Genomic DNA, 26,023 nt, shown 5'->3' with positions numbered 1-26,023 from the left:
AAAATAGAATGAAACAACAAGTAAAAGCAGCTGAAGGCAAGCTGGGAATATTAATGCCGGGATTAGGTGCTGTAGCAACAACCATGATTGCCGGCGTTGCTGCAATTAAAAAAGGAATATCGAAACCAATCGGTTCGTTAACACAGATGGGAACCATCCGTTTGGGCAAAAGAACGGAGAATAAACAACCAAAAATTAAAGATTTTGTGCCGCTGGCTGGTCTTGAGGATCTGGTATTTGGTGGTTGGGATGTGTATGAAGATAACGTTTACGAAGCGGCAATGAATGCCCGTGTATTAGATGCTAACCTTTTGCGCGATGTGCGTGAAGAACTGCAGGCCATTAAACCAATGCGCGCTGCTTTCGACAGAAATTACGTAAAAAACTTGGATGGCAAATATGTAAAAGATATCGATAACCGTTACGAACTGGCTTTAGCCGTAATGGAGGATATTAAAAACTTCAAAGCAGAAAATAACTGCGATCGTATCGTATTGGTTTGGTGTGGTTCTACCGAAATTTATTTCGAACCATCTGAAGTGCACGAATCACTAGCTGCCTTTGAGCAAGGTTTAAGAGATAACGATTCGCGTATTGCACCAAGTATGATTTATGCCTATGCTGCATTAAAATTAGGAATTCCTTTCGCTAACGGTGCACCAAACTTAACGGTTGATATTCCTGCCTTAATCGAACTGGCTAAAGAAACCGATACCCCAATTGCTGGTAAAGATTTTAAAACCGGTCAAACTTTAATGAAAACCATTTTAGCGCCTGGTTTAGCGGCACGTTCGTTAGGCGTAAATGGTTGGTTTTCTGATAATATTTTAGGAAACCGCGATGGTTTGGTATTGGATGATCCGGATAACTTTAAAACCAAAGAAGTATCAAAACTGGGTGTATTGGAAGATATCTTTAAGCCAGAAGTTAACCCTGATTTGTATGGCGATATGTACCACAAAATCAGGATCAACTATTATCCGCCGCACGGTGATAACAAAGAAAGCTGGGATAACATCGATATTTTCGGCTGGTTAGGTTATAAAATGCAGATCAAAATCAATTTCCTTTGCCGCGATTCGATATTGGCCGCACCGATTGTACTGGATCTGGCTTTGTTTATCGATCTGGCTAAACGTGCAAACCTATCGGGCATTCAGGAATGGTTGTCATTCTACCTGAAATCGCCACAAACAATTCCGGGTGTACCTGCAGAAAACGACATTTTTAAACAATTGATGAAACTTCAGAATACCTTACGTTACATCATGGGCGAAGAATTGATCACCCATTTAGGTCAGGATTACGAAGAAGAACTGATAGAAACGGTATAGTGTTTATCCACAAATTTCTTTCAACGGCTCTGGGAATCGGCTATATCGGCAAAGGTGCCGGTACATATGCTGCAATAGCAACCTGCATTTGCTGGCACCTTTCCCAGAGCCCTTATAGCAACCCATATTTATGGCCGGTACTGATCACCATGTTTATCGTGATGTTGGGGGTAATGAGTGCCGATCGGGTAGAAGAAATTTGGGGAAAAGACCATCAAAGGGTAGTGATTGATGAAGTAGCGGGAATGTGTATTACCCTGTTATTTGTGCCTTTAAAATGGCAATATACCCTAATCGGACTTGTTCTTTTTAGGTTTTTTGATATACTTAAACCCTTTTATATCCGTAAAATGGAAGAATTGCCAGGTGGTTGGGGCGTGATGGCCGATGATGTGCTGGCTGGCATTTACGCAAATGTGATTCTCCAGCTGGTGGTTGTTTTAGCACTGTTTTAATCCATGATGTTCACTTACCTAAAAGCACAGGCATCATCTTTAGTCGCCTCGGCTACAGATTTCGGTGTGACGATCATTGCCGCAAATCTTTTTGGCTGGTGGTATCTGGCGGCAAGTATAAGCGGTACGGTTAGCGGTGGGCTTGTTAATTTTTACGTGAACCGGAAATGGGTTTTCGAAAGTAAATCAAAAGCTATTAAATGGCAGCTATTGAAATACATTTTGGTATGGGCAGGCAACCTGATCATCGTAACCGCAGGCGTGTTTATCCTCACTCGTTTTTTTAATCTCAATTACGTACTCGCGAAGGTGTTAAGCTCGGTTTTAACCGGGTTAAGCTACAATTATATCATGCAAAAGCAGTTTATTTTTACAAGTTAAATGAAACCGATCTATTCATTTTTTTTATTCGTGGTGCTCAGTTTTATTTTGCAGGTAAATGCCTTTGCCCAAAGGACAATAGTATCTGGTACAGTGCGCGATGCCGTAACCAAAGAAACACTGCCCAACGTTTCCGTTTTTTTTAAAGATACCAAGGTCGGGATACAGACCGATATAAACGGAAAGTACACGTTGGTTTCTCCCGATCCTCAAAGTGAAATCAGTTTTAATTATGTGGGTTATCGGACTGTTTTTAAAAATATAATGGCATCTGCAACACAGGAGCTTGATGTTGCCCTGGTTCCCGATTCGAGGGCCCTGGATGAAGTGGTTATTGTGGGTGGTAAAAAGATAAAATACCGCAATAAGGATAATCCGGCGGTCGAATTGATCCGCCAGGTGATTGCGCACAAAGAAGAAAACCGCATTAAAAGTTATAATACAGCATCTTTTAGGCAATACGAGAAGATGTTGTTCTCGCTGAGCAATGTTTCGGATAAGTTTAAGAACAAAAGAATGTTCAGGAATTATCAGTTTTTATTTCAGGAGCAGGATTCAACCTTGATTGGTGGGAAAAACCTTTTGCCGGTTTATATTCAGGAAAAACTTTCGGATAGCTACCTCAGTAAAAACCCCGAAAAGAATAAAACCATCGTAATTGGTGAAAAACAGGTTCAATTTGATAGCCGGTATATCGATAATAAAGGATTGAAGACCTACTTCGATCGGATGTACCAGGATATCGATATCTATAAAAACAATATCTCGGTTATCAGTAACGAATTTTTAAGCCCAATTGCAGATGGTGCACCTGCTTTTTATAAGTTTTTTATTACCGATACCCTAAAAAATCAAAAACCTCAGGTTATTGAGCTGTCTTTTACGCCCCGAAATACAAATGATATGTTATTTGAGGGAAAGATTTATGTAACCAATGATAGCCATTATGCGGTTACCGGCGCTTCATTTGGGGTAAATAAAAACATTAACCTCAACTTTGTGCGTGCGCTAAAAATCGACCTTGATTTTGAAGCAAACGATAAAGGCAAATACAGCCTTAGCAAAAGTAATCTGTTGGCCGATTTCGGAATTGGCAAAACAAAAGGCATAGGTTTTACCGGCGAACGTACCGTTACCTTTAAAAATTACCAGTTCGATGCCATGCTGCCTGATACCATTTTTCAGGGGAAAAGTACGGTAGTATTAGCCGATGCTGCTAAAAAGGACGATAAATTCTGGGAGAAAAACAGGTTGGATAGCATTTCGAAAAACCAGCTGGAAATTTATGGCAATATCGATACCCTGCAAAACCTCCCATCCTTCAAACGGACGATGAAAATTGTTACCCTTTTATTTGCAGGTTATCAGAATTTAGGACCTTACGAAATTGGCCCCGTAAATACCTTCTACAGTTTTAACAATGTAGAAGGTTTAAGGCTGCGTGTGGGTGGCCGAACAACGCCCGAGCTCAGCAAACGCTATTATTTCGAAAATTACTTAGCCTACGGGATTAAAGATGAGAAATGGAAGTTTTTCCTTTCCGGAACTTATTCGCTGAACAATAAATCGATCTACGAATTTCCTCAGAACTACGTGAGGGCCAGTTTTCAACGCGATACCAAAATACCCGGACAAGAACTCCAGTTTGTACAGGAAGATAATTTCCTGCTTTCGTTTAAACGTGGGGTAAACGATATGTTGTTGTACAACGATTTTTACCGTTTTGATTATGTAAAAGAGTTCGAAAATCACTTTTCTTATAACCTTGGTTTTAAAAAATGGAGTCAAACGCCTGCCGGTGGATTGAACTATATCAACTCGAATAATCAATATGTTAACAGGTTAAGCACCAGTGAGATTTCTTTGCAATTACGATACGCACCAAATGAGAAATTTTATCAGGGCAAAATTTACCGTGTACCCATTGCCGACCGTTATCCCGTATTTAATTTACGTTATACCGCAGGTTTAAAGGGTGTTTTTGGCGGCGAATACAATTACCATAACTTAATGGGAAGCATCGATAAACGTTTCTATTTATCACAGTTAGGCTATAGCGACGTGACTTTCGAAGGTGGTTATATTGCCGGAAAAGTGCCTTTCCCTTTATTGGCTATACACCGCGCCAACCAAACTTATGCCTATCAGCTTAATTCGTATAACCTGATGAACTTCCTGGAGTTTGTGAGCGATCATTATGTGAGCATCAATATAGACCACAATTTTAACGGCTTCTTTTTTAATAAAGTGCCCTTAATTAAACGATTGAAATTAAGAGAAGTAGTTTCATTTAAGGCTTTGTATGGTGGATTGAGGAATGAAAACAATCCGAATTTCCAGTCAGGATTATACCAGTTGCCCATTTACGAAAACGGTACACAGCGAACTTATGCTTTGGGCAACGAACCCTATATGGAAGGCAGTGTTGGTGTAGGCAACATCTTTAAATTATTGAGGGTCGATCTGGTGAAACGGTTCAACTACCTCAATAATCCGGAAGTTTCGGAATGGGGAATAAGGGCCAGGGTAAAATTTGATTTTTAAGAAAAAAGCTATGGAAAAAAAATTAAGGGACAGTCTGCAACAGGGCATATATAAAGTGATCAATCCTTTTGTAAAGGGATTGATTAAAGTAGGTTTAACACCTAATGCCGTAACCACCATTGGTTTGATCCTTAATATTGGTGTAGCGGTAATTTTTGTATTGGGTGCCGAAAAATCGAACCGCGGCGACATGTCATACATCGGTTGGGGAGGAGCATTAGTGCTTTTTGCAGGCCTGTTTGATATGCTCGATGGTCAGGTGGCGCGATTAGGGAACATGAGTTCGAAGTTTGGTGCTTTATATGATTCGGTACTCGATCGTTATAGTGAGATGATTATGTTTTTGGGGATCTGTTATTATCTCGTAGCGCATCATTATTTCTTAAGTTCCTTGTTTGCCTTTATCGCGCTGATTGGCTCGATGATGGTGAGTTATACTCGTGCAAGGGCCGAAGGTTTGGGCGTGGAATGTAAAGGTGGTTTAATGCAGCGACCAGAACGTGTGGTAACCATTGGTGTTTTTGCCATTGCCTGTGGTATTGCGGGTCATTTTATGGGGGGCGATTATAAGGTTTATGTGCCAGGTATTTCATTCCATGTTTTCGAAACGATGTCGATTTTTACCATGCCCATTACGGTAATGGCCGTGTTAACCAATATTACGGCGGTTAAACGGTTACAAGAGGCAAAAAGAGGACTCGAAGCACAGGAGTTTAAGGAGCGAAAAGGAAATCACAAAGCTGCGTTGATTGCAGGTTTGGTATTGATGACGAGTTTAGGTGGCATGTTTTCCCTCAACGCAAATGCACAGGCCGCTGATTCTTCTCCGATTACTTTCCCTACGCCGAAAGACATCAGTAATCAGTTGTTTTATTTACAGCGCGATCCGAATACCAATACCATTATCTGCCAGTTAAATGTAGATAAACATGGTGTGGTGAATAAAGACCAGCCTGTAAATGTATTTTGGATGCGGTATGGGGATAATGGTGAAAAGAAAGATTTAAGTTATATCCAGCGGAAATTTGCATATGGTATCATCAGCAAAAATCTGGGTAATGGTCAGTTCGAACTTCGGTTTACCTCACATAAAAAACTGCCGATGTACTTAAATAAATCTGGCGCAGATAAAAAATACCATGTTTTTGCGACCATTAATAATAAAAAAATGCAACTGGAGCGGATATTCCTGAGGATTGAAGGCGGGACCTTTTGGTTCCCGAATGTGAAATATGTAGAAATAAAAGGTTTTGATGCTTCGGAACCTTCAAAAGTATTGATTGAAAGGATTAAGGTTTAGCGGAGGGCGTTATGCGGGTAGCGTTTCCTGGCTGTTCGTCATTTCGAGCGGAGTGCAACGTAGCCGAGAAATCTATGTTCAAAGATCTCTCCATTCCGCTTCGCTTCAGTCGAGATGACGAACCAGGGAGGAGCCGAAGACCTTTATTGGGTCGTCATTCCCAACTTGATTGAGGATCGTAATGCGATAAGCTTTAAGATTCCCGCCTGCGCGGGAATGACGATCGATTATATGATTTGTCTGTCTGAGCGGAGTCGAAGACCTTTTAGCGATTCGTTCATTATAAAGATCCTGAAACAAGTTAAGGATGACGATACCTATGCCGAGTCGAAGACCAGTTTAAATAATTTTACCAAATGAAAAAGAATTTTGTTTCAAATTCCACCGCATCCATCAGGATGTTTAAGCATGACTTTTTGGAAAGTTTATCCAAAGTTCGGTTTTATGTACCCTTGATTGTTTATGTTCCGGTGATTGCCTTTCTTTTTTGGAAAGCATTAGTGGAAATCGAAATGCCCGTTTTAAATTTTGCAGCTTGGTTTTTACTCGGTCTGGGCATCTGGACCATCACCGAATACATTTTACACCGCTATGTTTTCCATTTCGAACCGGAAGCGGAGTGGGGCAAAAAGATCCATTTCATTTTTCATGGTGTACACCACGATTATCCCAATGATGCCAAAAGGTTAGTGATGCCGCCTTCGGCCAGTATTCCAATGGCTTTGGGTTTTTACTTTCTTTTCGACTGGTTATTGCCCGATACGGTGGTTTACCCATTTTTCTCCGGTTTTATGATCGGTTATCTCTTTTACGACATGGTGCATTATGCGCTTCATCACGCCAATTTTAAAAGCGGTTTCTGGAAAAAATTAAAACACCACCACATGCTTCACCACTATTCAGATTCTACCAAAGGTTATGGGGTAAGCTGGACTTTTTGGGACCATATTTTTAGGTCTAATTTTGATAAAAAATAAAATGCAGCAAGAAGTATTGCTTAAAAACAGCTTTTATAATCTTCGGACTATTTATCTAATAGCTGCTTTATCTGTTGGATACCTATTGTTATCGATACTTCTGGTCGGCTTTAAAACCGATCAGCTGGTACTGATTTTTATTTTTAATGCCTTATTCTTCATCTCCGCGGGAACAAGGCGTTTTATTTTAGGTTTCTCAATCTTTATTGTTTACTGGATCCTGTTTGATTACATGAAAGCCTTCCCAAACTATCTGTTTAACGAAGTGCACATTGAAGATTTATATCAGCTGGAAAAAAAACTATTTGGTATTCATCATCATGGATTAATACTTAGCCCCAACGAGTATTGGAAAATAAATAGCACTGCATTTTTAGATGTATTGACAGGCTTTTTCTATCTGATGTGGGTGCCGGTTCCGCTGGCTTTTGCGACCTATCTTTTCTTTAAAAATAAAGAGCAGTTTGTTCAGTTTTCGCTCACCTTTGTGTGGGTAAATTTATTGGGTTTCGTGGTTTATTATGCTTTTCCGGCTGCGCCACCCTGGTATGTACAGGAACATGGCTTCGAATTTATAGCCAAAACCGCAGGAAATACTGCCGGATTAGCCCGATTCGATCATTATTTTAACCTTACGCTTTTTCAGGGGATATACAGCAAAGGCTCTAATGTATTTGCAGCGATGCCATCGCTACATTCATCATACCCCGTTATTGTTGTTTATTATGGTTTGAAAAACCGTCTGGGGAAAATCAATATTTTCTTTTTTACGGTAATGTTAGGGATATGGTTTTCGGCTGTTTATACTAGCCATCATTATACGCTTGATGTGTTGGCAGGATTAAGCTGCGCGCTTTTGGGGATCATTTCTTTCCATTATTTAATCCACCATACCCGGTTAAAATACCTTGTCGCGAATATAATTAGGGCCATTGGTAATTAAAAAAGCCCAATACCCGATCTTAAACGATCAGCTATTGGGCTTAGGGCTAAAATGAAACGGATTACTTAACCGTTATCCACTTGTTGAGCATATTATCTTGTGCTTCGAGTAGTATTTTATAAAAAGTTGAAGGATAATTCTTAAGATCGGCAAGGTAGTGCTGCTGACTGGCATCTACTTCGGCCAAAAGCTGATAATTGTCTTTTTCACCTGTTTTAAAGTTATTCGTCGTTGCCAGCCAAATTTTTACTTTACCTTTCTTTTCCAGTGTTTTCCAGCTAATGTCGAGATGGTTTTGTACATGATTTAATTTTAATCCTGCTATAGATACCGGTCCGATAAATGGTGTGCCATCAATTTCCTGTGCTACATTTTCGGGTAGTTTTACCTGGAGAAAACGGGCAATTGAAGGCATAATGTCCACTACTCCAAGATCGAAGTACTGGGCATAAGTATTCAGGTTTTTATAATTGCTTACCATCCAGGTTGAACGTTGACGTTCAGATTGTCCGCCATGTCCGCGGCCGGTTTTTTCATCACGTCCATGATCGGTTGTGATGACGATCAACCAGTCTTCTTTAAATTGCTGTTGACGGTAAGTAATGGCATCCCATATCTGGCCCATTTGTTTGTCCAGCATCTCAATAGCTTTATAAAACTCCGGACTATCACCATAACGATGCCCCATATCATCGGTATATTCGAGGTATACCCACGAAAGATCCGGCGCTATATCATGAATGGTGCTGGCTGCCTGTTTAACCACTTCCTCATCAATAAGGTGCATGTAGGCCGAATTTTTGTCATGTTTAAAGCGCGCTGTATCTAACTCAAAACCGTCTGCTACAAAATCGGGCTTAAAGTTGCCGGTTTCAGCAAGATCATCGCCAAGCAGTTTGGTCCGGTTATCGGTCCAGCTGGAGAAAATCGCTGTTTTTTTCTGTGGATACTGATTTTTAAACAGCTTGAAAATGTGCTGATAATTGTAATTAGGCGCTTTTATATCATTATCGGGCACGTTATGTTTATTCACCCAGGTACCGGTAAGTAAACTGTTGTAGCCCACGGCCGAAATGGTTGGTGTCTCGTTATAAGTGGCTTTATCGCCACCCACATGCATGCGCGAATAGGATCCTGCTGAGATGATCTTTTTGAAATTCGGTAAGTCCAGGCGTTCCATTACATCGGCAGGGATACCATCGGCGATTACATAAACGACTTTACGCGCCCTGTTTTGAGCAAGTACCGGCAGGGATAAAGAAACACAACAGGCTAAAATAATTGTTCTTAATAACATGGTTCTGTCCTTGATTAGAAAGTGTGTGGGAAGTATTCATTTTCAACTGTTCCGTCATCATACATTTTAAGTAATGCATATCCGGGTGGCGTTTCGAGGTAATAGCCGGGGCCTGCCGATTCTGCATCGCCCTTGCCCCACCAAAAACCACTCATGGCCCCATTGCAGCAGTATCGAACACCATTATAAACGGTTTGATCGGAAAGATGATTATGACCACTCAGGCAGATTTTTACCTTATCGCGGTGTTTGTAGAAAAGATCTTTCAGCTTTTTACAATCCGAATGGCCGCCACCAACCAATACCTGGGTAGTGCCCAGAATTGGATAGTGCGACATCAGCAGGGTAGGCGTACCGGCAGGCAGGTTTTTTAATTCCTGCTCAAGCCAGTTATATTGCTCATCATCAAGCGAAATTTTACTGTTATTCCCGTCAAGGATAATGAAATGCCAGTTCTTTTTGGAAAAACTATAATAACGTTTAGGGATTTTCAGCCTTTTTACCACATAGTTCTTTCCATACATTTCATCGTCTTTTGTTGGCGCCTTCCACCAGGTATCGTGGTTGCCGATACAGCTGTGTACTTCGTATTGATCAATTGTTTTAAGGCAGTCATCCCAAATAGCCCATTGTTCGGTTACCTGGTTACGCACCACATTATCGTAGGAAGCATCGTTGATCGAATCGCCTCCGTTTAAGAAGAAATCAACTTTATGTTTGCTGATAATCTGTTTTAAACAGGCTTTAAACCGCTCAGGGGCATTGTCTCCAATACGGATGTGCACATCAGTGATATGCGGTACAGTAAGGACCAGTTTTTTGCCTTTTGGTTTTTCCAGCAGTGTTTCCGAAGCCAGGGCAGGGAGTGTGCCTGAAAATGCAGCGCCAGCTGATAGTCCTATGGCCTTTAGTAAAGACCTTCTTTTTATTTCTGCCATCTTACCAGCCAAAAATTTGTTTCAGTTTAGGGTTCAGGATTACTTGTTGCTGCGGAACAGGACGATAATAGAATTTTGGTTCCTCAAAGTTTCTGGTCGCATTTTCTGTTACGATGTTCCCCCCGGTGTTGCCGTTCTTTAAATAAACCGTTGCATCTGTTCCAATTAATCCAGCGCGGTAATAAATAAGTTTTACCCCAAGTGAGTTCTTTTCTTTCTGATCTTCACCCGGAATAGTTGCTGTTCTGTCGATTAAAATGATATCATCAACACCATCACCGGTAAGGTCGTACTTGCCCAGTCCGGCGAAAAACATGCCCTCAGGACTTTTAGTAAGCAGCTTACCCACTTTCCAGCGCATTAAATCGTCAAACCGCATGTTTTCAAAAGCATATTCTACCCTGCGTTCCCTTCTAATTTCCAGGATAACACCTGCATTAGCCGTAACATTTGGATATTGCAATTGTAATGCCGGATCGGGATTAGCGTTAGCTGTTGCCAGATTGAGATCAGGCAGACCGGCTCTTTTGCGAAGCAGGTTTACCGATTGGTCGAGCTGTGTCTGGCTTAAAGTACCTAATTCAGCAAGCGCTTCCGCATAGGTTAACAGCACTTCTGCATAGCGGTATACCGGAAAATCTACACCGTTTAAAATCGCATTATCGGTACTGTTTACATAACCCTTTAGCTGGTGGTAGCCGGTAAAGTTTTTGTTTAAGCGTTGGATATAGGGCGTAGGATCGGGTACCCTGATCCATCCCGGATAAACCATGGTTTGCGACATTCGCGGATCGCGGTTTTTAAATTCTGCCACAAAACCCAGTTGAGCATAATTGGCAACATCGGTAAACCTGCTTCCATCTTTCATTAAATACGTTTGCAAGAGGTCTTTAGCTGGTGCCTGCTCATAATCGCCAAATACTGTCCCGTTCACATTCTGGCTTTTACTCTTACTCAGATCAAAGATATTAACCAAAATCACTTCGTTATTGGCCGTTAAATCCTGACTGGAGAAAAGTGTGGCATAATCCTGCTCCGGTTTTCCGGTATTGTAAATGTTAAACTTTTTGCCAGCGACGATCTCTCCGGAAATTCTGGCTGCGGTTTCTAAAAAAGTATTTGCTGAGCTGCTTAAATTCAGCTCATTGTGATATTTGCGATAAGTACCCTCATAAAGTGCTGCCCGTGCATATAGCGTAGCAACAGCCCATTTTCCCGGGGTACCCACCGGAACACTTTCCCTTACATTTTTATAGGCAAAATCCAGATCGGCCATGATACTATCGGCAATCATTGTTCTCGGATCACGGGCTTTGTACAATTCCTCATCACCTGGCTCCAGGGTGCCCGAATACCAGGGTACATCAGAGAAACGTTTTACTTTGTCTAAATAGAATTCAGCGCGGTAATACCGGGCTAAACCTGCGTAGTGATTTTTAACAGCAGCAGAAACCTGCGCTTTTCCGTAATTCTCCAGAAAGTAGTTAATGTTTCTTAATCTGCTCCAGCTCCAGCCGGTGGTAATATTCTGGGCATTCGCGTTACCCGCCATCATGTTTTTCACCTCAACTGCGGCGGTAGTGGCTACGTTATCGGTACTCTGATCGTTTAGATAAGTATTGCGGTCTGGTTGAGAGAGCAAACCATTTACATAAAGTGAAAGATCACTTTCGGTATTAAAGAACAGGTTAGGAGAGATGGAGGTTTGTGGAAAACGGTCCAGACCAGCTTTTTTACAGGCGGCGAGCATACCCACAGCTGCAATAAATACGATATATATTATATACTTTTTCATTTTAAAATGATTTAAATGTGAGGGCTTAGGTTAAAAATCGAGGTTTAAACCGAAAGCATATCTGCGTTGATAAGGATATGCCCAGGCACTTGGCCCCTGGTTAACCGCTTCGGGATCGATGAATTTCTTAATAGAAGAAAACTCATAAAGGTTTTCGCCGGTAACAAATACACGAAGACGGTTTACATGAAACTTTTTGGTCCATTGAACCGGTAGGGTATAACCAAGCGATACATTTTTGAGCCTCAGGTAAGCACCATTTAACAGATATTTAGTTTGAGGAATATCTAAACCCGATCCATAATTGGCATCAGCAAGCCACGATTGTAATACCGGATACTGCGAGTCGGTATTGGCATCAGCAAGTCCGGCAGCAATATAGGAAGCCGAGTGTTTGGCTCTTTGTTCAGGCGAATCGGCTGCTCCACGGTAAAAATCAAGGTTCCATGGATAAACGTTAGCATAGGGCTGTTGATAAGGTCCCCAGAAAAGATAGTGGTGAGGGTAAAAATCTCTTTTTAATACGCCTTGTAAAAATACGGCAAGATCGAAACCGCCCCAATCCATATTCAGGTTGGCACCAATGGTATAACGATCGGAGCTGTTTCCAATGATTTTTAAATCCTTTGGATCGTTTGAGCTCAGTCCTTTTTCTATTTTTTTGTTGCCGTCGAGATCTATATATTTTGGCCATCCCTCAACAATAGAAAGGGCACCCCATGGAATAAGTGCAGATTCATCTAAAGCGGCAATTTCTGCTTTACTGCGGAAAACGCCATCATTTTGTAATCCCCATATTTCTCCAAGAACCTGTCCTTCGCGGTAATTTGAAAACAGGTTCTGGTCATTTTTGAACTTGGTAATTTTGGCTTTAGAATCGGCCAGGAATACTTTTGCATCAAAGCTGAAAGGTTTCGAACCGAGATCAAACCGGTCTCTGTAGGTTACCGAAAGCTCCCATCCCTTGGTGCGCAGATCGGCCGAATTCTGGCGTGGCACACCTGTACCCAGCACACCCGGCAGTTCCTGACCGGCAGTAAGCATGCCTTTGGTATCGCGGATATAATAATCGAAAGTGAAAGAAAGTTTATCATTCAAAAGGCCAATATCGGTACCCATATTCAAGGTAGAAACCCTTTCCCATGTATAAGTTTGAGGATCAACGCTTAGTCCCGGAGCACCATTAATCACCTGGTTCTGTCCATTGCCACCAATTAAATAGCCTGAAGTGCCTGGTACAAGAGATTGGATATAACCAAAATCGCCCACATTCTGGTTTCCAAGATCACCGTATGAGGTACGTAGTTTGAAAGAAGAAACGGTAGATAATAATGGTTTAAAGAAATCTTCAGCACTTGTTATCCAGGCAAGCGATGCCGAAGGGAAAAATCCCCAGCGTCTGTCTATCGGGAAACGCGATGAACCATCATACCTCCCGGTCGCTTCCAGGATGTACCTGTTTTTGTAGGTGTAATTTAATCTCGAAAATGCACTGTTGGTTGCATAAGCCGAATAACCTGCGCTGGCTGTTGCCGTACCACTGGTAAGCGATAAATAGGGCAGAGAAGAAGAAATCAGGATATCTTTACTCGCATTTACGGTAGAATAGCTATAATCTTCGCTGTTAAAGCCTACCATGGCACTGAAAAAATGATCGCCTAAGGTTTTTTTGTAAGTACTGTATATGTTAAAGGCATTGTTATACAGGTAACCATTGTTTTCGGTTACTGAACCTGTTCCACCTTCTTCACGGATATCATTAGGGCCATAGCCAATTTTGTATTTTTTGCTGTCGTTATGTGTTTTCCAGAGTTCACGCTTGAAAGATGCATCTGCATTGAACTGAAGATCGCCTTTTAAAAATAAAGCCGTAGCGCTGGTAATATTCTGGAAACCGAACATATTCTGAAGGTTATTTCCGCCATCAACAAGTTTTGCAGCCAATTTACCAGCGGCCGTATTTGCCCAGGTGCCATCAGGGTTTGTAGCCACATCAGTAGGCATGAGGTAATACAGATCGGTAATGTTCCCGTTGGGAAGCGCCCGTTTGGTTTGATAAATATTCAGGTTATTATCTACTTTAAGCCAGGAAAGTGGAGAAAAGCCCACTTTTGACCTTAAACCATAGCGGTCCCAATAATCGGCAGTAAGTTTGTTTAGTCCGTTATCCCGGCTGTAATCTGCCGAAAGATAGTAGGTTAAAGGTTTTTCGTTTACGGCAGCACCACCTGAAAAGGTAAGGGTATGGCTTTTAGATAAGCTGGCGTTATTGAAAAAGTAATTATACCAATCGTTGCTGCCCATGTAAGCCCATTTAGTAGGATCGGTTGGATTTAATCGGGTATCGGCTATGGAAGGATTGTCTGACCTTTCTTTTGCCCAGCGATAATATTCATCGTTATAATTCACATAATCCCATGGGGTATTATCGGTAGAGGTTTCCAAAACCCTCGAAAAAATATAGGGATCGGTTACCGGTTTAGGCAATAAGGTTGGTTTTCCCCAGGATTGCGTGGTATTGTAGCTAATTACATTATTGCCTGCAGCACCTTGTTTAGTGGTAATCAGAATTACGCCAAATGCTGCACGTGCCCCATAAATGGCTGCCGATGCCGCATCTCGTAATACCGTAAACGAAGTAATATCAGACGGGGTTAAGCGTAACATATCATCATTGCTGGTAGCAGGAATTCCATCAATAACCACTAGTGGCGAGCCACCATTAATGGAAGTATATCCCCTGATGTTGATGTTGGGTACACTGCCCGGTGCACCACCTGCATAAGTGATATTCAACCCGGGACTAATACCCTGTAAACCCTGCAATACGTTGGTTACCGGTCTCGATTCGAGCTGTTTGCCCGAAATCTGATCAATTGCACCGGCAACATTGATTTTTTTCTTGGTTCCAAAGCCAACTACCACCACCTCATCGAGATTGGCAAAGTCAGGAGATAGCGAAACATCAATTTTTGTTCTGCCACCAACGGCAATTTCCTGTTGTTTGTAGCCGATGTAGGAAAAAATAAGCGTAGCGTCTGGTTTTACGCTGCTTAAGCTGTACACACCGCTGCTGTTGGTGGCGATGTGTAAGTTTGTTCCTTTAACAGTAATGTTTACAGCAGGGAGCGTCTCGCCCGTCTTTGCATCAGAAACCACCCCTTTAATGGCGATCCCTTGGGCAAAGCCACTGGCGGATAGGATCAGTAAGGAAAAGATCCAGAGTAACTTTTTTTTCATTTTTCTTAATTATTTAGTTGTTTGATTTGGAATGATAGGTGCTTTTCGGCGGCGCTAAATTGAACATATCATATTAAGGTTAAGTTAAGACTAAATTAATATATTAATTGAATGTTCATTCAATCTATTTAAAAAAATAAATTTGCACAATACAGCTACTTTTGATTAGTTTGCCTAATTAAATTAACTGCACGATGGGACGCAAAAGCCTAAAAGAGACAAGACGACTGGAAATTATCAAGGTATTTTACCAGGTAGCGAAGAAAGAGGGCTACGAAAATACCTCTATTGCCAAGATTGCCAAGGTGATGGATATTAACCCAAGCCTGATTATCCATTATTTTGAAACGAAAGAAGGACTGACTTATGAACTGATCGACCACATACTCGACCGGTATTTACTGATCTATACCATAAAGAATAAAGGGAAAGCAAATTTAGCCGATTTACAAGCCACGATTGAAATGCTGTTTTCTAAAAAGTGGAACCTGCTTTTTGATGACGGATTGTTTTATACCTTTTATGCTTTGGCATTTAGGGAGAAAAAGATCAAGTTGAAGTATAAACTTATTTTAGATGCCCTTCGTAATGGTCTGGCCCTGATGATTGAACAATGTAATGAACAGCAGATTACGAATGTGGAGAACCCACAGGTTGCTGCTGATTTTATTTTTGTACTGGTAGATGGTGCTTATTTTTACCTTTCAATGGAAAGCGATAAAAAAGCCTATTTAGACCGTTTGGCTTATTATAAACAAAAGGCATACGATGCCCTTTCTATCTCACCCCTTAAGGCTGCTTCTGCTCCCGCTTGCTAAACTGCCTGCTCAAGGCATATAAACCAATAGACATCCAGAGGACATTTGCTGCGGCATTTGGCAGATCGTGGGTGTCTAACGCGGTTATGGCTAAACACAAACCACCCAATATGTTGAGGGCCTGAAAAGTGAGTGAATCAGCACGGATTAATTTCATGCTTAAGAAAAGATAGCCAAGCGTACAAAATACCACTCCACACCATCCGATAATTGACATCACTAAATTCATCATGTTGTATTGTTTGCTCGTAAAGCTATGAAATAATGTGGTTACATCTATAGGAGTGATCAGGCAAAAAATTACATCACTTTGGTTTTTATAGCCTGCATAAACTGCTAACCTTGATTGGTTTATTGAGTTATATATTTTATTTAGCAGGGTGTGTTTTAAACACAAACTGGTATATTTAACTGAAACAAAAGTAAATATGGATTTGAACATTGTAACAGCGATGCAAAGTCAATATCTTTTACCAAACTAAGCGAAATCAGGGAAAGAAATAAACGTCATATTATAGAACTTTTTCCGAATGTGAAATTTCGCGATAGTAAAACCAGCTGCTTACAGTAGGTCGTTTTAAGCAGGTGGTTAAGGCCAGGGTGGAAATATGATCGAAGAAGGAAATAGAAGATTGTATAAAAACATTTAAAAAAGATGCTAAAAAATAGCCAGGTATTATAGAAAGATCAGGAAATAACAGCGGAATTTTCCAGATACAGAGCGCTGAAGCTTGTTTTGATATTCAACAGGTTATTTTATATTAACATTTGCGCTATATTTTTGCTTATCCATGTGTTTAGTATAAGTTTTCAATTTTTTGTGTCATGACAGCAGTAATCGAATCAACCGGGAACGACCATTTTCAAGGTATATGTCCTTGCGGTAAGGGCGATAAATCGGATTTGGAAAGAATTCCACGGACATTTATCATGAAAACCCTGTTTTTCTGGTTACCTATGAAACGTTACAGGTGTTACCGGTGCATGCGTAACCGCTGGGTACTTGGCAGAAAATCACATCAAATCAGCGAATGACTATTTACAAGAGGGATGTTTAATTTGCTGTTCCTGAAGATGAATTATAGGGCAGTAAACCGCATCAGATCAGTTTGAGTATCCACCCGGGTGATGATGATAGGTAATACTGGTCGCATATCACCTATCATAATCTTTCTTTATTTTATTGCACCAAATGCCGCAAAATAAGAGTTTTTGTGTAAGATCTCGGTAACGCTAAACCCTACTTTTTGCAACAAAGCCAGTTGATAGTTTAAAGAGCGCGGCGTATCTTCATATTCAATATAATCGAATACCTGCTGTTTATATGCAGCACCACCAAGGGTTTCGAGATAGGCTCCGTATTGATCTTTAAAAAGATGATCAATTAATACCGAATCGTGTGCAATAAGGTCCGAAATCCAGATGCTGCCTCCGGGTTTTAAAGCCTGGTAAACTTTAGAAAAAACGAGTTCCCAGTCGGCATCGGTTCGCAAATGATGAAATGTTGCAGCAGCAAGTATAATATCGAAATGATTATCGGGTAAATCAAGGTTGCGCATATCATCCTGCACGATGGTTATTTTTCCGGTCGTTTGTGCCGATACCCTGTCTCTTGCACGTTCCAGCATTGGTAAACTCAAATCGTTAAGTGTACAGTTAAGGTTTGGAATTTTACTGAGCATTTTTAAGGTATAATTGCCCGCACCACATCCAATATCCAGCAGTTCTTTCGCATTAGGATTAATATATTTAGCCGCTCCGGTGCAAAGCTCCATGGTAAGTGGTGCATCGATGGTGGTTTGTTGTCCGCTCTCTAAGTTCGAGAAACGTTCTACATCGTTATCAAACCTGGTTTTAATCTCTTCATTGGTTGCCTTGTGCGAAAAATCTTTATTCATTGTTTTATTTTTTTTGTAAAGTTAGTGCAGTTAATCATATTTGTAAAATATCAATTTTAGCATAAAACGATACTTATAAGGTATTATTAATATGGAACTCAGACATCTGTTGTATTTTAAAACTGTTGCGGAAGAACTTCATTTTACCAAAGCAGCAAGCAAACTTTTTATCTCGCAACCTCCTTTGAGCAGGCAGATTAAAGAGCTTGAAGAAGAACTTGGTGTACAGTTGTTTGTTCGGAGTAATAAGCGGGTTGCATTAACCAATGCAGGCAAGTATTTTAAGGTTGAAGTAGATGCCATGTTTGCCAAACTGGAAGAAAGTAAAGAGGTAGTTCGTAAGATTCATGGGGGCGTTAGCGGCGAATTAAAGATTGGTTATATCAGTTCGGTTTATCAATCGCAGCTTGCCGAAATTTTAAAATTGATGCACCAGGAATTTCCTTACCTAAAAACAAGTTTATTCGAAGTGCCTACACTCGCCCAAATTAAAGAGTTAGAACATGGTGGTTTAGATGTGGGAATTTTAAGAGCTCCGGTTTTATCGGAAAAATTAAAAGTAGAATCTTTATTTTTTGATCCCTTTGTAGTGGTTATTCCTTTAACAGATCAAAAAATTGATGCAAAAAACGGACTCGCCGATTTCTTGAAGAAAAGTCCGTTTATCTTCTTTAATAAAGATTTTGCACCCCAGTATAACCAGAAACTGATGGAGATTTGCCAGCGGATGGGCTTTAGCCCCGACATTACCCATGAGGCTAACAATGTGCACTCTATATTACAATTGGTAGAAGCAGGTTTGGGTGTATCTATTTTGCCCTTGTCGTTAAAAAAGCAATATGCACAGTTGAAAGTATCTTTTATTGAATTTGATGCTATTCCCGTTAATACTGAAGTGGTACTGGCTTATAAAGAATCGAATAAAAACCCGGCTTTAAACTGGTTTATTAAACATTATACCCAGTTAAATTGAATTAATTCATTCAAAAAAGAATCTCCTAATACTTACGATACCCTTTAATGGGTAAACCCCTGTATTTGCCACTGTTAGTTGCATGCTCCTTTTTATGATATAGGTGGCGGTTACATTCGATGCGGCTGTTAAATATAAACACCTTGCATAAAATATTCCTATCTCAGGTTTTAAGCTAAATAGCTTGATATTTAGTTGATTGTGTCTAATTTTCTATCCTTTCTTTAACAATTTTCACCCTTTTTTAACGGATAATACACCAGTTTTGATTTAACCAAACACGTATCCTTCCTGGCTTCAGGAAGATATGAGAACGTTATAAGTATGTCTACCTAAAGCATGTTTATAAGCAATTAACCAAAACCAACAATGATGAAAAAACAACTACTTCACAAGCTAGATCTTTTGAAGGTTAATCCGGAGCAAATTAAACGCTGTGTCTCCGCTGCGTTTTTCCGTTCCCCCTTACTGCTACACCTTAAAGCTTTAACCGAAATGTTTAATGTGCTGCCTTATCCTAAAATGATCCTGGTAACACTAAAATTTGATCATGTCAAATACTTTTCATTTCCAGGTCAACATTTAATTCCGAATTAAAGCCCGGCCCAAAATTACAAAGGTAAAAACAGCTAAACAGTTTCCAGCCCAAAGAAAAAGAGCAACAGATCTTGATGGAGAGCAGCCCCATTAGACTTTGTTATTTCTTTTCCTGAAGCATTGCCATAAAAAATGGTGTAGGAATTTATTTGCCTAAACCGAAAGGTTTGGATGGGATTGTATTGCTGTTTTTAAATAGTTAAGCCAACAAACATTATTTAAAATGAACGAAAAAAATCAAGAATTGGATCATTACATTAAAAAGCTTTCCCAGGTCTGGTCACTTAAAAACATACCAGGAAAGATGGCCTTATTTTTAATGGCATCGATCATGTTTACCGGTATACTTAGCCTTAAGTCGTACGGAAAAGAAACAGATTACCTTAGAGCCGTTTCCAATAACAGCTATTTTCAGGATACGACAAAAAAAGCAAAACAGCCTGTTTCTATCGATTCGGTTGTGTTGGTGAGTTATGTATCGAAGAGAAATGTCGATACCGTAAAACTCAGCAACGTTAGTATTTATCCCTTTATTTCTTTACAGCAAGCATTAAAGAGTAATTCGAAGGGCTTATATGTACAGGAAATTACCGGGGAACCTGGCAGCGCAGATCAATCGATGTTGTTAAGGGGCTTAAACAGGCCTTTGCTTTCGAAAAGCAATATTGCCGAAGCACAACCTGCTGTTTTTATCAATGGGATTCCCTTAATCGGCGATAATCCCTTTGTTTATACCATCCAGGAGTATGATTTCTCCCCAATTGGGCCAGCCACCAATTTATTGTCTTCTATCGATCTCGATAATATTCAATCCATAAACGTGATCAGCAATTTGGCTGCTTTATCTATATATGGCCCACGCGCTGCAAATGGTGCAATATTAATTACCACCAAAAATGCCCATCAGGGTAACCGCGAAATTTCTATTAACAGTTATTACGGCTATGCGACCAAAAATAAGATAACCACCACCAATGGTCGGGACGAAAGCCTTTTACGCCGTATTTTTTATAATAAATATGCCACTGCCGAAGATTTTGATAAATACCCTTCGTATCTGGCTGATGCCACTAACGAAAATTATTATGGCAGATCAGACTGGACCGATCTTTACTATAAAAATTCGGCCTTACACACCATAAATGCCAGTATAACAGGCGGAACGTCGAGATCTAATTTCAGGTTTTTTGCCGGTAACACTTCTAATGCAGGTAATGCCGACGATACACGACTCAATAGGTACAATGCATCTTTTTTTATTAATGTACTTCCTCTAAAATGGCTTACCATATCAACCATGGTTAATGCTACGCGGTTAAACCGGGATAGAAACCGTTCGTTAAGAGATCGTTTTGCCGAAATGCAATATATACCCGATCTGATTAGTCCGATAGCACCCAACAAAAATATTTATGGCAACTATTTAAGCGAATATGAAAATAAAACCATCGATAATAACATCAATAATGTAATTCAGGGCTCGTTCTCTGCCAATGCAAAGTATAAAAGTTTCGATTTCATTACCCGGATATCATTCGATTACAATGAGGGAATGAGAGATTTATTCTATCCTACAACTTTAATGGACGGGAATAATTATGTATCCAATTTTTATGCTTATAACCAACGTTTAAATGTAGATAACTCGCTGGCTTACAATTTTACACTAAATAAAATCCATGTTTTTAAAGCATTGTTTGGGCATACACTTTCGCTCGATGTGAACAAGTACAATTACCTGCAAGGTTACAAAGGTACCAGCGATTACATCAGGATCAATAGTGTTGATGGCGACATTAGCCATAGCGATTATTTACAGCCTGAAGGTTTTTATACCAAAAAGTTTACCGACAAGCAGAAAATCAATGTTAGTTCTCTCTACAGCAGCTTTGATTATACTTTAAGCAACGAGTTTTTTGCTACTGTGATTGCCCGTACCGATGGTACATCGAATATGCAGGCCAATAACAGGTGGTTTTTTTCACCGTCGGTGAGTACCAAATGGGACATTACAAAATATGTTAAAACCGGAAAATCGATCCTCAGCAGTTTAAGCCTGAATGCCTCATATGGTCGGTTGGGTACCCTTAATATTACCGATCAGCATGGTGCAGGTCCTCAGTATGTAACCGATTTAGGCTGGAGTTCTAATAAATCAGTAGGCTCGTATGGCGGTATTGGTACTTTATCCAGACCGTATAGTTCGGGTTGGATTGGTTATGATATTCCATGGGCTTATGTAGAAGAGCTTGATCTTGGTGTAGATGGCGCCTTTTTTAACAACAGGTTGCAAACCAGATTATCCTTCTATTCTAAAAACAATAAACGGATGATTTTGGGTGTGCCGGTTAATGCCGAATCGGGCTATACCAAAGAGTACAAAAGCGGATTGGATGTAAATAACAAAGGAATCGAACTTGCAGTTTCGGCCGAAATATTAAAAGCCAAAGCCAATAAACTAGGCTGGACAACAGACTTTAACATTGCTTTCAATAAAAATACACTGAAAGCATTGCCGAACAACCTTCAGGAAATAACCATCGGAACACAAAAACTGACCGTTGGAAAACCGATTGATCAGATTCTGGTGCTGCAAAGTCAGGGTGTTTACCAAACCGATGTTGATGTTCCTGTAAACCCGGCCAATTTTCAGATGATGAGCTACAAAGGACTGAAACTCCATGGAGGGGACCCTAAATGGAAAGACCAGAATGGCGATTATGTAATTGATGAAAACGATAAAGTGGCCATGGGCGGTTATTTGCCAAGGATAGTGGGAAATTTTAACAGTACGCTGAGTTACAAAGGTTTTAATCTTGATTTCAACATCTATTTCGCCTTAAAAAGAAGTATCATCAATCAATCAGCTGCAAATCAGCTCGATTTCATTAACAAAACCGGAAATAACAACATCAACTCTGTAAATGAGATTACCTTTTGGCAAAAAGGAATTGATGTTGCCGATTACCCGATCTATAACCCATGGAGTGCTGTTCAATCGTACCGCACCGATCAGGATATTTTTGTTGAAAACGGATCGTATGCAAAACTAAGGTCTGTTTCTTTAGGGTACGACATTTCCAGATTCAAATACTTCAGCAAAAATTTCAAGAAAATTTATGTGTACGCCTCGGCGCTTAATGTATATACCCTGAAAAGTTATACCGGAGGTGATCCAGAGCTGGTTAACTATGTGGGTGAAGATACAGGTTATGGCCTGCCGTTGCCGAGAACATTCACCCTAGGTTTAAAAATTGATTTATAAGCATAAAATGATCATGAATAATAAAGTAATACCATCAAGAAGGATATTCACAGTCTTGTTTATGCTGTTCAGTACCCTGTTTATATCGGCCTGTAATAAAAAACTGGATATCGATTCTACCCACCTGGTAAATGAAAGCAATAACTGGAAAAGTTTAGCCGATGCACGCTCCGCATTATTGGGCTCTTATGGCCTGTTAAGAGCGGCACTGGCCGATAATAATGCGCATTGGTTATATGGCGATGTACGTATGGGTGATTTTAAAGCCACTTCCAGGCTGGATTTAAAAGCCATTACCGAAAATAATTTAAACGCGCCATATCCGGTTGTAAAATCGTTGAGCAACTGGCGTAAGTTTTATGCCGTAATTAACAGCTGTACAGTTTTTATCGACCGTGCGGGAGAGATTTTAAAAAACGACAAACAGTATACCGAAGAAAACTATAAGGTAGATGTTGCCCAAATGAAGGCTTTAAGGGCATTTACTTATTTTTATATGGTTCGTATATGGGGCGATATTCCCCTGATTACCGCTTCAACAGATGGTAATTTTACAGAACGCCCAAGAGTAGCAGGCGAAATTGTACTGCAGTTTGCGACCAACGAACTGTTAAGCATTGTAAATAATCTGCCTTACCGCTATGGTGCAATTGAGAATGGTTTCAATCAGCAAAACTATTACGGAAAAGTAGCGCCTTATTGGGATGGCATTTTATTCAACCGGATTTCTGCCTATTCAATTCTGGCGCATATTGCTGCCTGGCAGGGAAAATACCTCGATGCGGTAGCGTATTCAAAGTTTGTGATGACCAATTTTGGCTTAAGCGGAGGTGTATATACCACAACGACCAACTTAACCAAGGTAGATGGCTTGTTTTATGGCAATAATGCCGCCCAGTTGGTAGGTTTTCCTTTTAACTACAACACAACTGAAATGAGCACCATAGGCCATATGGAAGATCTGGCGCTGGCTGCACCCATTATCGCTAAAGCTGTACCACAGATTAAAATGCCTGATGATGTAATTGCGTCCATCTTTAACGAACCCAACGACCTGAGGTTTAGGTTCGATCCGCTTACCGGTTTACCCGTATCTGATTATTTCAGTGGATACGGAACTTCTAATACCGTATTCAGCAAAATAAAATGCATTAGAAATGCTTCAACCGATGGCTCACTGGCCATTTACAGTTCAGCTTTAATATTTACCAGGATAGAAGAAATTACCCTGCTTTATGCAGAGTCATTGGCTGCAATAGGCAGTATGGAAGATGCTACTGATGCTTTAGATATTGTCCGGAACAACAGGGGCATAGGTCTTTACAAAGGTACCAATGCAGGGTTGATCGACGCCATTTTTGCAGAACGCAGAAGGGAATTAATGGGCGAAGGCTGGAGATGGTACGATTTGGTGAGGTATAACAAGCTGAAAAACAATGATGCAAAGTTTTTAGACCTGATCAAAAAGGGAGGGATATACTGGCCTATTGATGAAGAGGTACTAAGCACCAATGCAAAAATTACACAAAACGAATATTGGAGGTAATGATGATAAAAAGTATTAAAAATATAGCATTCTGTATGGCCATAACACTGTTTATACTTTCCTGCAAAAAGGAAGATGACGGGGCATACAATTACGAAAATGAGGCAAATGTGTTCGATGGTAATGCCTATGCTTACCTAAAAGCGCAAACCGGGAAGTACGATTCGCTACTAAAAGTATGCGACCGCATTACCTGGGCAAAAGATACCTTAACAAACAGCAAAGCGATTACTTTTTTTTCGCTCACCAACCGAAACTTTTCAATTGCCTTAAATGCCCTTAATAATTTAAGGTTAAGCCAGAATAAAAAAGCTGTGGGCATTTCTAACCTGGATGTAGACCAGCTGGGGATTTTGCTAGACCGTTACATTGTTAGAAATAAAATAACCACCGATAGCTTACACTTTGCCGATGGTGCATTTTTAACCAGCACACATTTTAATTACGGTATGAATGCGCAGGAGTTAAACTCAAATGCCAGCGGATATGTTTTTGGCGGACCAAAAGGAGTTGTGTACAGCGATATTAAAAACTCACAGTACACCAAAGAATGGAAGTCGGCCACTACACAGGCGGTAAATATTGCAACCAATAATGCAATCATACACGTGCTTTCTGCTTCTCACGAATTCGGTTTTGGCGAATTCTTAATCAGGTTAAATAAATAAATCATGAATGATATGATATCAAAAAATAAATCATTTGTCTTATTCTTTGTCGCTATTGGCATACTGGCCATATTTAGCTGCAAAAAATTATTGCCAAGCGATAGTGATGCATTTAATAAAGATGCAGGTTTTAAACAAACCACCTACAGGCCTATACTGGGGCGCACAACCCTCATGGGCGATAATTTCAACATCGAAAGTTCTTCCTTGCCCTTAACTTTCAAAATCGTGGCGATGCGCAATGGCGACGGCCAAACCAGCCCTGAACTTTTAAAACCTTTCCCTGTGCTGGTATGGAAAAAAGCCTACGATGGAAGCGAAAAATCTATTCAGGAAATTGAAAATAAACGCACCACAGAGCAACACAGTTTATTTGAGGTAGGCGAACACTCTGGAGAATTTATTATGTGGGCTGAGGCTAAGAGCAATATTGTTAAAGCGCTTCCCGATTCAGGTTATGTTTTTGATGTGGAGGTTTCTAATAATGGTGGCCGTAAGTATTTTAATAATCTGGTATTACAACCACAAAGGGAATTGCCTTACGAGCCCAACAGAATAAACCCGCTAACAGGAGCCAATACCGGAGGTACCATTACACCCTCTACTATAGCAGGCATTTTCGGCGAAAAATCGGGTCAGCCTTTAAGCGCTGGCGATGTTACCATATTGTTTAATAAAACAGGCGAGGGTAATTCGCTTTCCTTTAAGTTTTTAGATACCCTGTTAAAACCTATTGACCCTGCAAAATTTAAACTGACCAACTGGACTAAGCTGGTGCATGGTTTCAACATGAAGATGACTCCAACATCGGTTAAATACGATGTGGCTTACCCAATTCCCCTGGTGCAGATTCCAACCCCTTACACCAATGCTGCAGGGTCGAGGGCCCGTGTAGCTTTTTCGTACGACCGGATTGGTTTTGGAGGCTTTAGGGTAGAGGCTAACCTCGGTTTAGACTTTGCCATTTTCGAAAAGGGGGATTGGGAAATCGTGATCTGGTTTAACAAGGATAACCCCAAGTTTACTAACGATTAGCACCAGAAAAATAAGTTGA

Annotated in this window: 19 protein-coding genes; 13 read left to right on the top strand and 6 right to left on the bottom strand. The window is 40.4% G+C overall.

Features of this window, described 5'->3' with window-relative positions:
• The first annotated feature begins 8 nt into the window (after positions 1 to 8).
• From AC04QZ_RS07445 to AC04QZ_RS07415, 7 genes are all read left to right on the top strand, one after another.
• Positions 9 to 1,334, top strand: coding sequence for an inositol-3-phosphate synthase (locus tag AC04QZ_RS07445; RefSeq protein ID WP_478357228.1), 1,326 nt, complete (start codon positions 9 to 11; stop codon positions 1,332 to 1,334).
• Positions 1,334 to 1,789, top strand: coding sequence for a phosphatidylglycerophosphatase A family protein (locus tag AC04QZ_RS07440; RefSeq protein WP_478357227.1), 456 nt, complete (start codon positions 1,334 to 1,336; stop codon positions 1,787 to 1,789). Before AC04QZ_RS07445 ends, AC04QZ_RS07440 begins: the two co-directional genes overlap by 1 nt.
• Positions 1,790 to 1,792: 3 nt before the next feature.
• The gene (locus AC04QZ_RS07435) at positions 1,793 to 2,170 is read left to right on the top strand and encodes a GtrA family protein (RefSeq protein ID WP_478357226.1); all 378 of its coding nucleotides are present in this window, start codon (positions 1,793 to 1,795) and stop codon (positions 2,168 to 2,170) included.
• Complete coding sequence (locus AC04QZ_RS07430) at positions 2,171 to 4,714, top strand: DUF5686 and carboxypeptidase-like regulatory domain-containing protein (RefSeq protein ID WP_478357225.1); 2,544 nt, start codon at positions 2,171 to 2,173, stop codon at positions 4,712 to 4,714.
• A gap of 10 nt (positions 4,715 to 4,724) precedes the next feature.
• Positions 4,725 to 6,014 (top strand): DUF4833 domain-containing protein, encoded by a 1,290-nt coding sequence (locus AC04QZ_RS07425; RefSeq protein WP_478357224.1) that lies wholly within the window; start codon positions 4,725 to 4,727, stop codon positions 6,012 to 6,014.
• A gap of 356 nt (positions 6,015 to 6,370) precedes the next feature.
• Entirely contained in the window at positions 6,371 to 6,991 is a 621-nt protein-coding gene (locus tag AC04QZ_RS07420; protein WP_086547170.1) for a sterol desaturase family protein, read from the top strand.
• 1 nt (position 6,992) lies between these two features.
• Complete coding sequence (locus AC04QZ_RS07415; protein ID WP_478357223.1) at positions 6,993 to 7,934, top strand: phosphatase PAP2 family protein; 942 nt, start codon at positions 6,993 to 6,995, stop codon at positions 7,932 to 7,934.
• A gap of 61 nt (positions 7,935 to 7,995) precedes the next feature.
• Here the strand turns inward: AC04QZ_RS07415 and AC04QZ_RS07410 are convergent, their stop codons facing one another.
• Genes AC04QZ_RS07410 through AC04QZ_RS07395 form a run of 4 tightly spaced genes read right to left on the bottom strand, consistent with a single transcriptional unit; the run spans position 7,996 to position 15,204 of the window.
• The gene (locus AC04QZ_RS07410) at positions 7,996 to 9,231 is read right to left on the bottom strand and encodes an alkaline phosphatase family protein (protein WP_478357222.1); all 1,236 of its coding nucleotides are present in this window, start codon (positions 9,229 to 9,231) and stop codon (positions 7,996 to 7,998) included.
• A gap of 14 nt (positions 9,232 to 9,245) precedes the next feature.
• Positions 9,246 to 10,169: a metallophosphoesterase family protein gene (locus AC04QZ_RS07405; RefSeq protein WP_478357221.1), complete on the bottom strand. Its 924-nt coding sequence runs from the start codon at positions 10,167 to 10,169 to the stop codon at positions 9,246 to 9,248.
• A gap of 1 nt (position 10,170) precedes the next feature.
• Positions 10,171 to 11,964 (bottom strand): RagB/SusD family nutrient uptake outer membrane protein, encoded by a 1,794-nt coding sequence (locus AC04QZ_RS07400; RefSeq protein WP_478357220.1) that lies wholly within the window; start codon positions 11,962 to 11,964, stop codon positions 10,171 to 10,173.
• Between the two features lie 30 nt (positions 11,965 to 11,994).
• Positions 11,995 to 15,204 (bottom strand): SusC/RagA family TonB-linked outer membrane protein, encoded by a 3,210-nt coding sequence (locus AC04QZ_RS07395; RefSeq protein WP_478357219.1) that lies wholly within the window; start codon positions 15,202 to 15,204, stop codon positions 11,995 to 11,997.
• Positions 15,205 to 15,398: 194 nt separating this feature from the next.
• Between AC04QZ_RS07395 and AC04QZ_RS07390 the strand changes: the two genes are divergently transcribed.
• On the top strand, positions 15,399 to 16,022 hold the full coding sequence (locus tag AC04QZ_RS07390) for a TetR family transcriptional regulator (protein ID WP_478357218.1): 624 nt from the start codon (positions 15,399 to 15,401) through the stop codon (positions 16,020 to 16,022).
• On the opposite strand, the gene AC04QZ_RS07385 is transcribed toward AC04QZ_RS07390, so the two are convergent.
• Positions 15,994 to 16,464, bottom strand: coding sequence for a CBU_0592 family membrane protein (locus AC04QZ_RS07385; RefSeq protein ID WP_478357217.1), 471 nt, complete (start codon positions 16,462 to 16,464; stop codon positions 15,994 to 15,996). The genes AC04QZ_RS07390 and AC04QZ_RS07385 overlap by 29 nt on opposite strands.
• 733 nt (positions 16,465 to 17,197) lie before the next feature.
• A complete protein-coding gene (locus tag AC04QZ_RS07380; RefSeq protein ID WP_478357216.1) occupies positions 17,198 to 17,920 on the bottom strand; it encodes a class I SAM-dependent methyltransferase in 723 nt (240 codons plus the stop codon).
• 91 nt (positions 17,921 to 18,011) lie between these two features.
• Here AC04QZ_RS07380 and AC04QZ_RS07375 point away from each other — a divergent pair, with 91 nt between their 5' ends.
• From AC04QZ_RS07375 to AC04QZ_RS07355, 5 genes are all read left to right on the top strand, one after another.
• Positions 18,012 to 18,893: a LysR family transcriptional regulator gene (locus tag AC04QZ_RS07375; RefSeq protein ID WP_478357215.1), complete on the top strand. Its 882-nt coding sequence runs from the start codon at positions 18,012 to 18,014 to the stop codon at positions 18,891 to 18,893.
• Positions 18,894 to 19,713: 820 nt separating this feature from the next.
• Positions 19,714 to 22,755: a SusC/RagA family TonB-linked outer membrane protein gene (locus tag AC04QZ_RS07370; RefSeq protein ID WP_478357214.1), complete on the top strand. Its 3,042-nt coding sequence runs from the start codon at positions 19,714 to 19,716 to the stop codon at positions 22,753 to 22,755.
• A gap of 13 nt (positions 22,756 to 22,768) precedes the next feature.
• Positions 22,769 to 24,301, top strand: coding sequence for a RagB/SusD family nutrient uptake outer membrane protein (locus AC04QZ_RS07365; protein WP_478357213.1), 1,533 nt, complete (start codon positions 22,769 to 22,771; stop codon positions 24,299 to 24,301).
• A 35-nt stretch (positions 24,302 to 24,336) separates the two neighbouring features.
• Positions 24,337 to 24,969 carry a hypothetical protein gene (locus AC04QZ_RS07360; RefSeq protein ID WP_478357212.1) on the top strand — a complete coding sequence of 211 codons (633 nt, stop codon included), beginning with the start codon at positions 24,337 to 24,339 and terminating at the stop codon, positions 24,967 to 24,969.
• Between the two features lie 12 nt (positions 24,970 to 24,981).
• Positions 24,982 to 26,004: a DUF5007 domain-containing protein gene (locus AC04QZ_RS07355; protein ID WP_478357211.1), complete on the top strand. Its 1,023-nt coding sequence runs from the start codon at positions 24,982 to 24,984 to the stop codon at positions 26,002 to 26,004.
• Positions 26,005 to 26,023: the final 19 nt, after the last annotated feature.

The organism is Pedobacter folensis (genome assembly GCF_056490665.1).
This window is presented reverse-complemented; position numbering and strand designations above follow the sequence as displayed.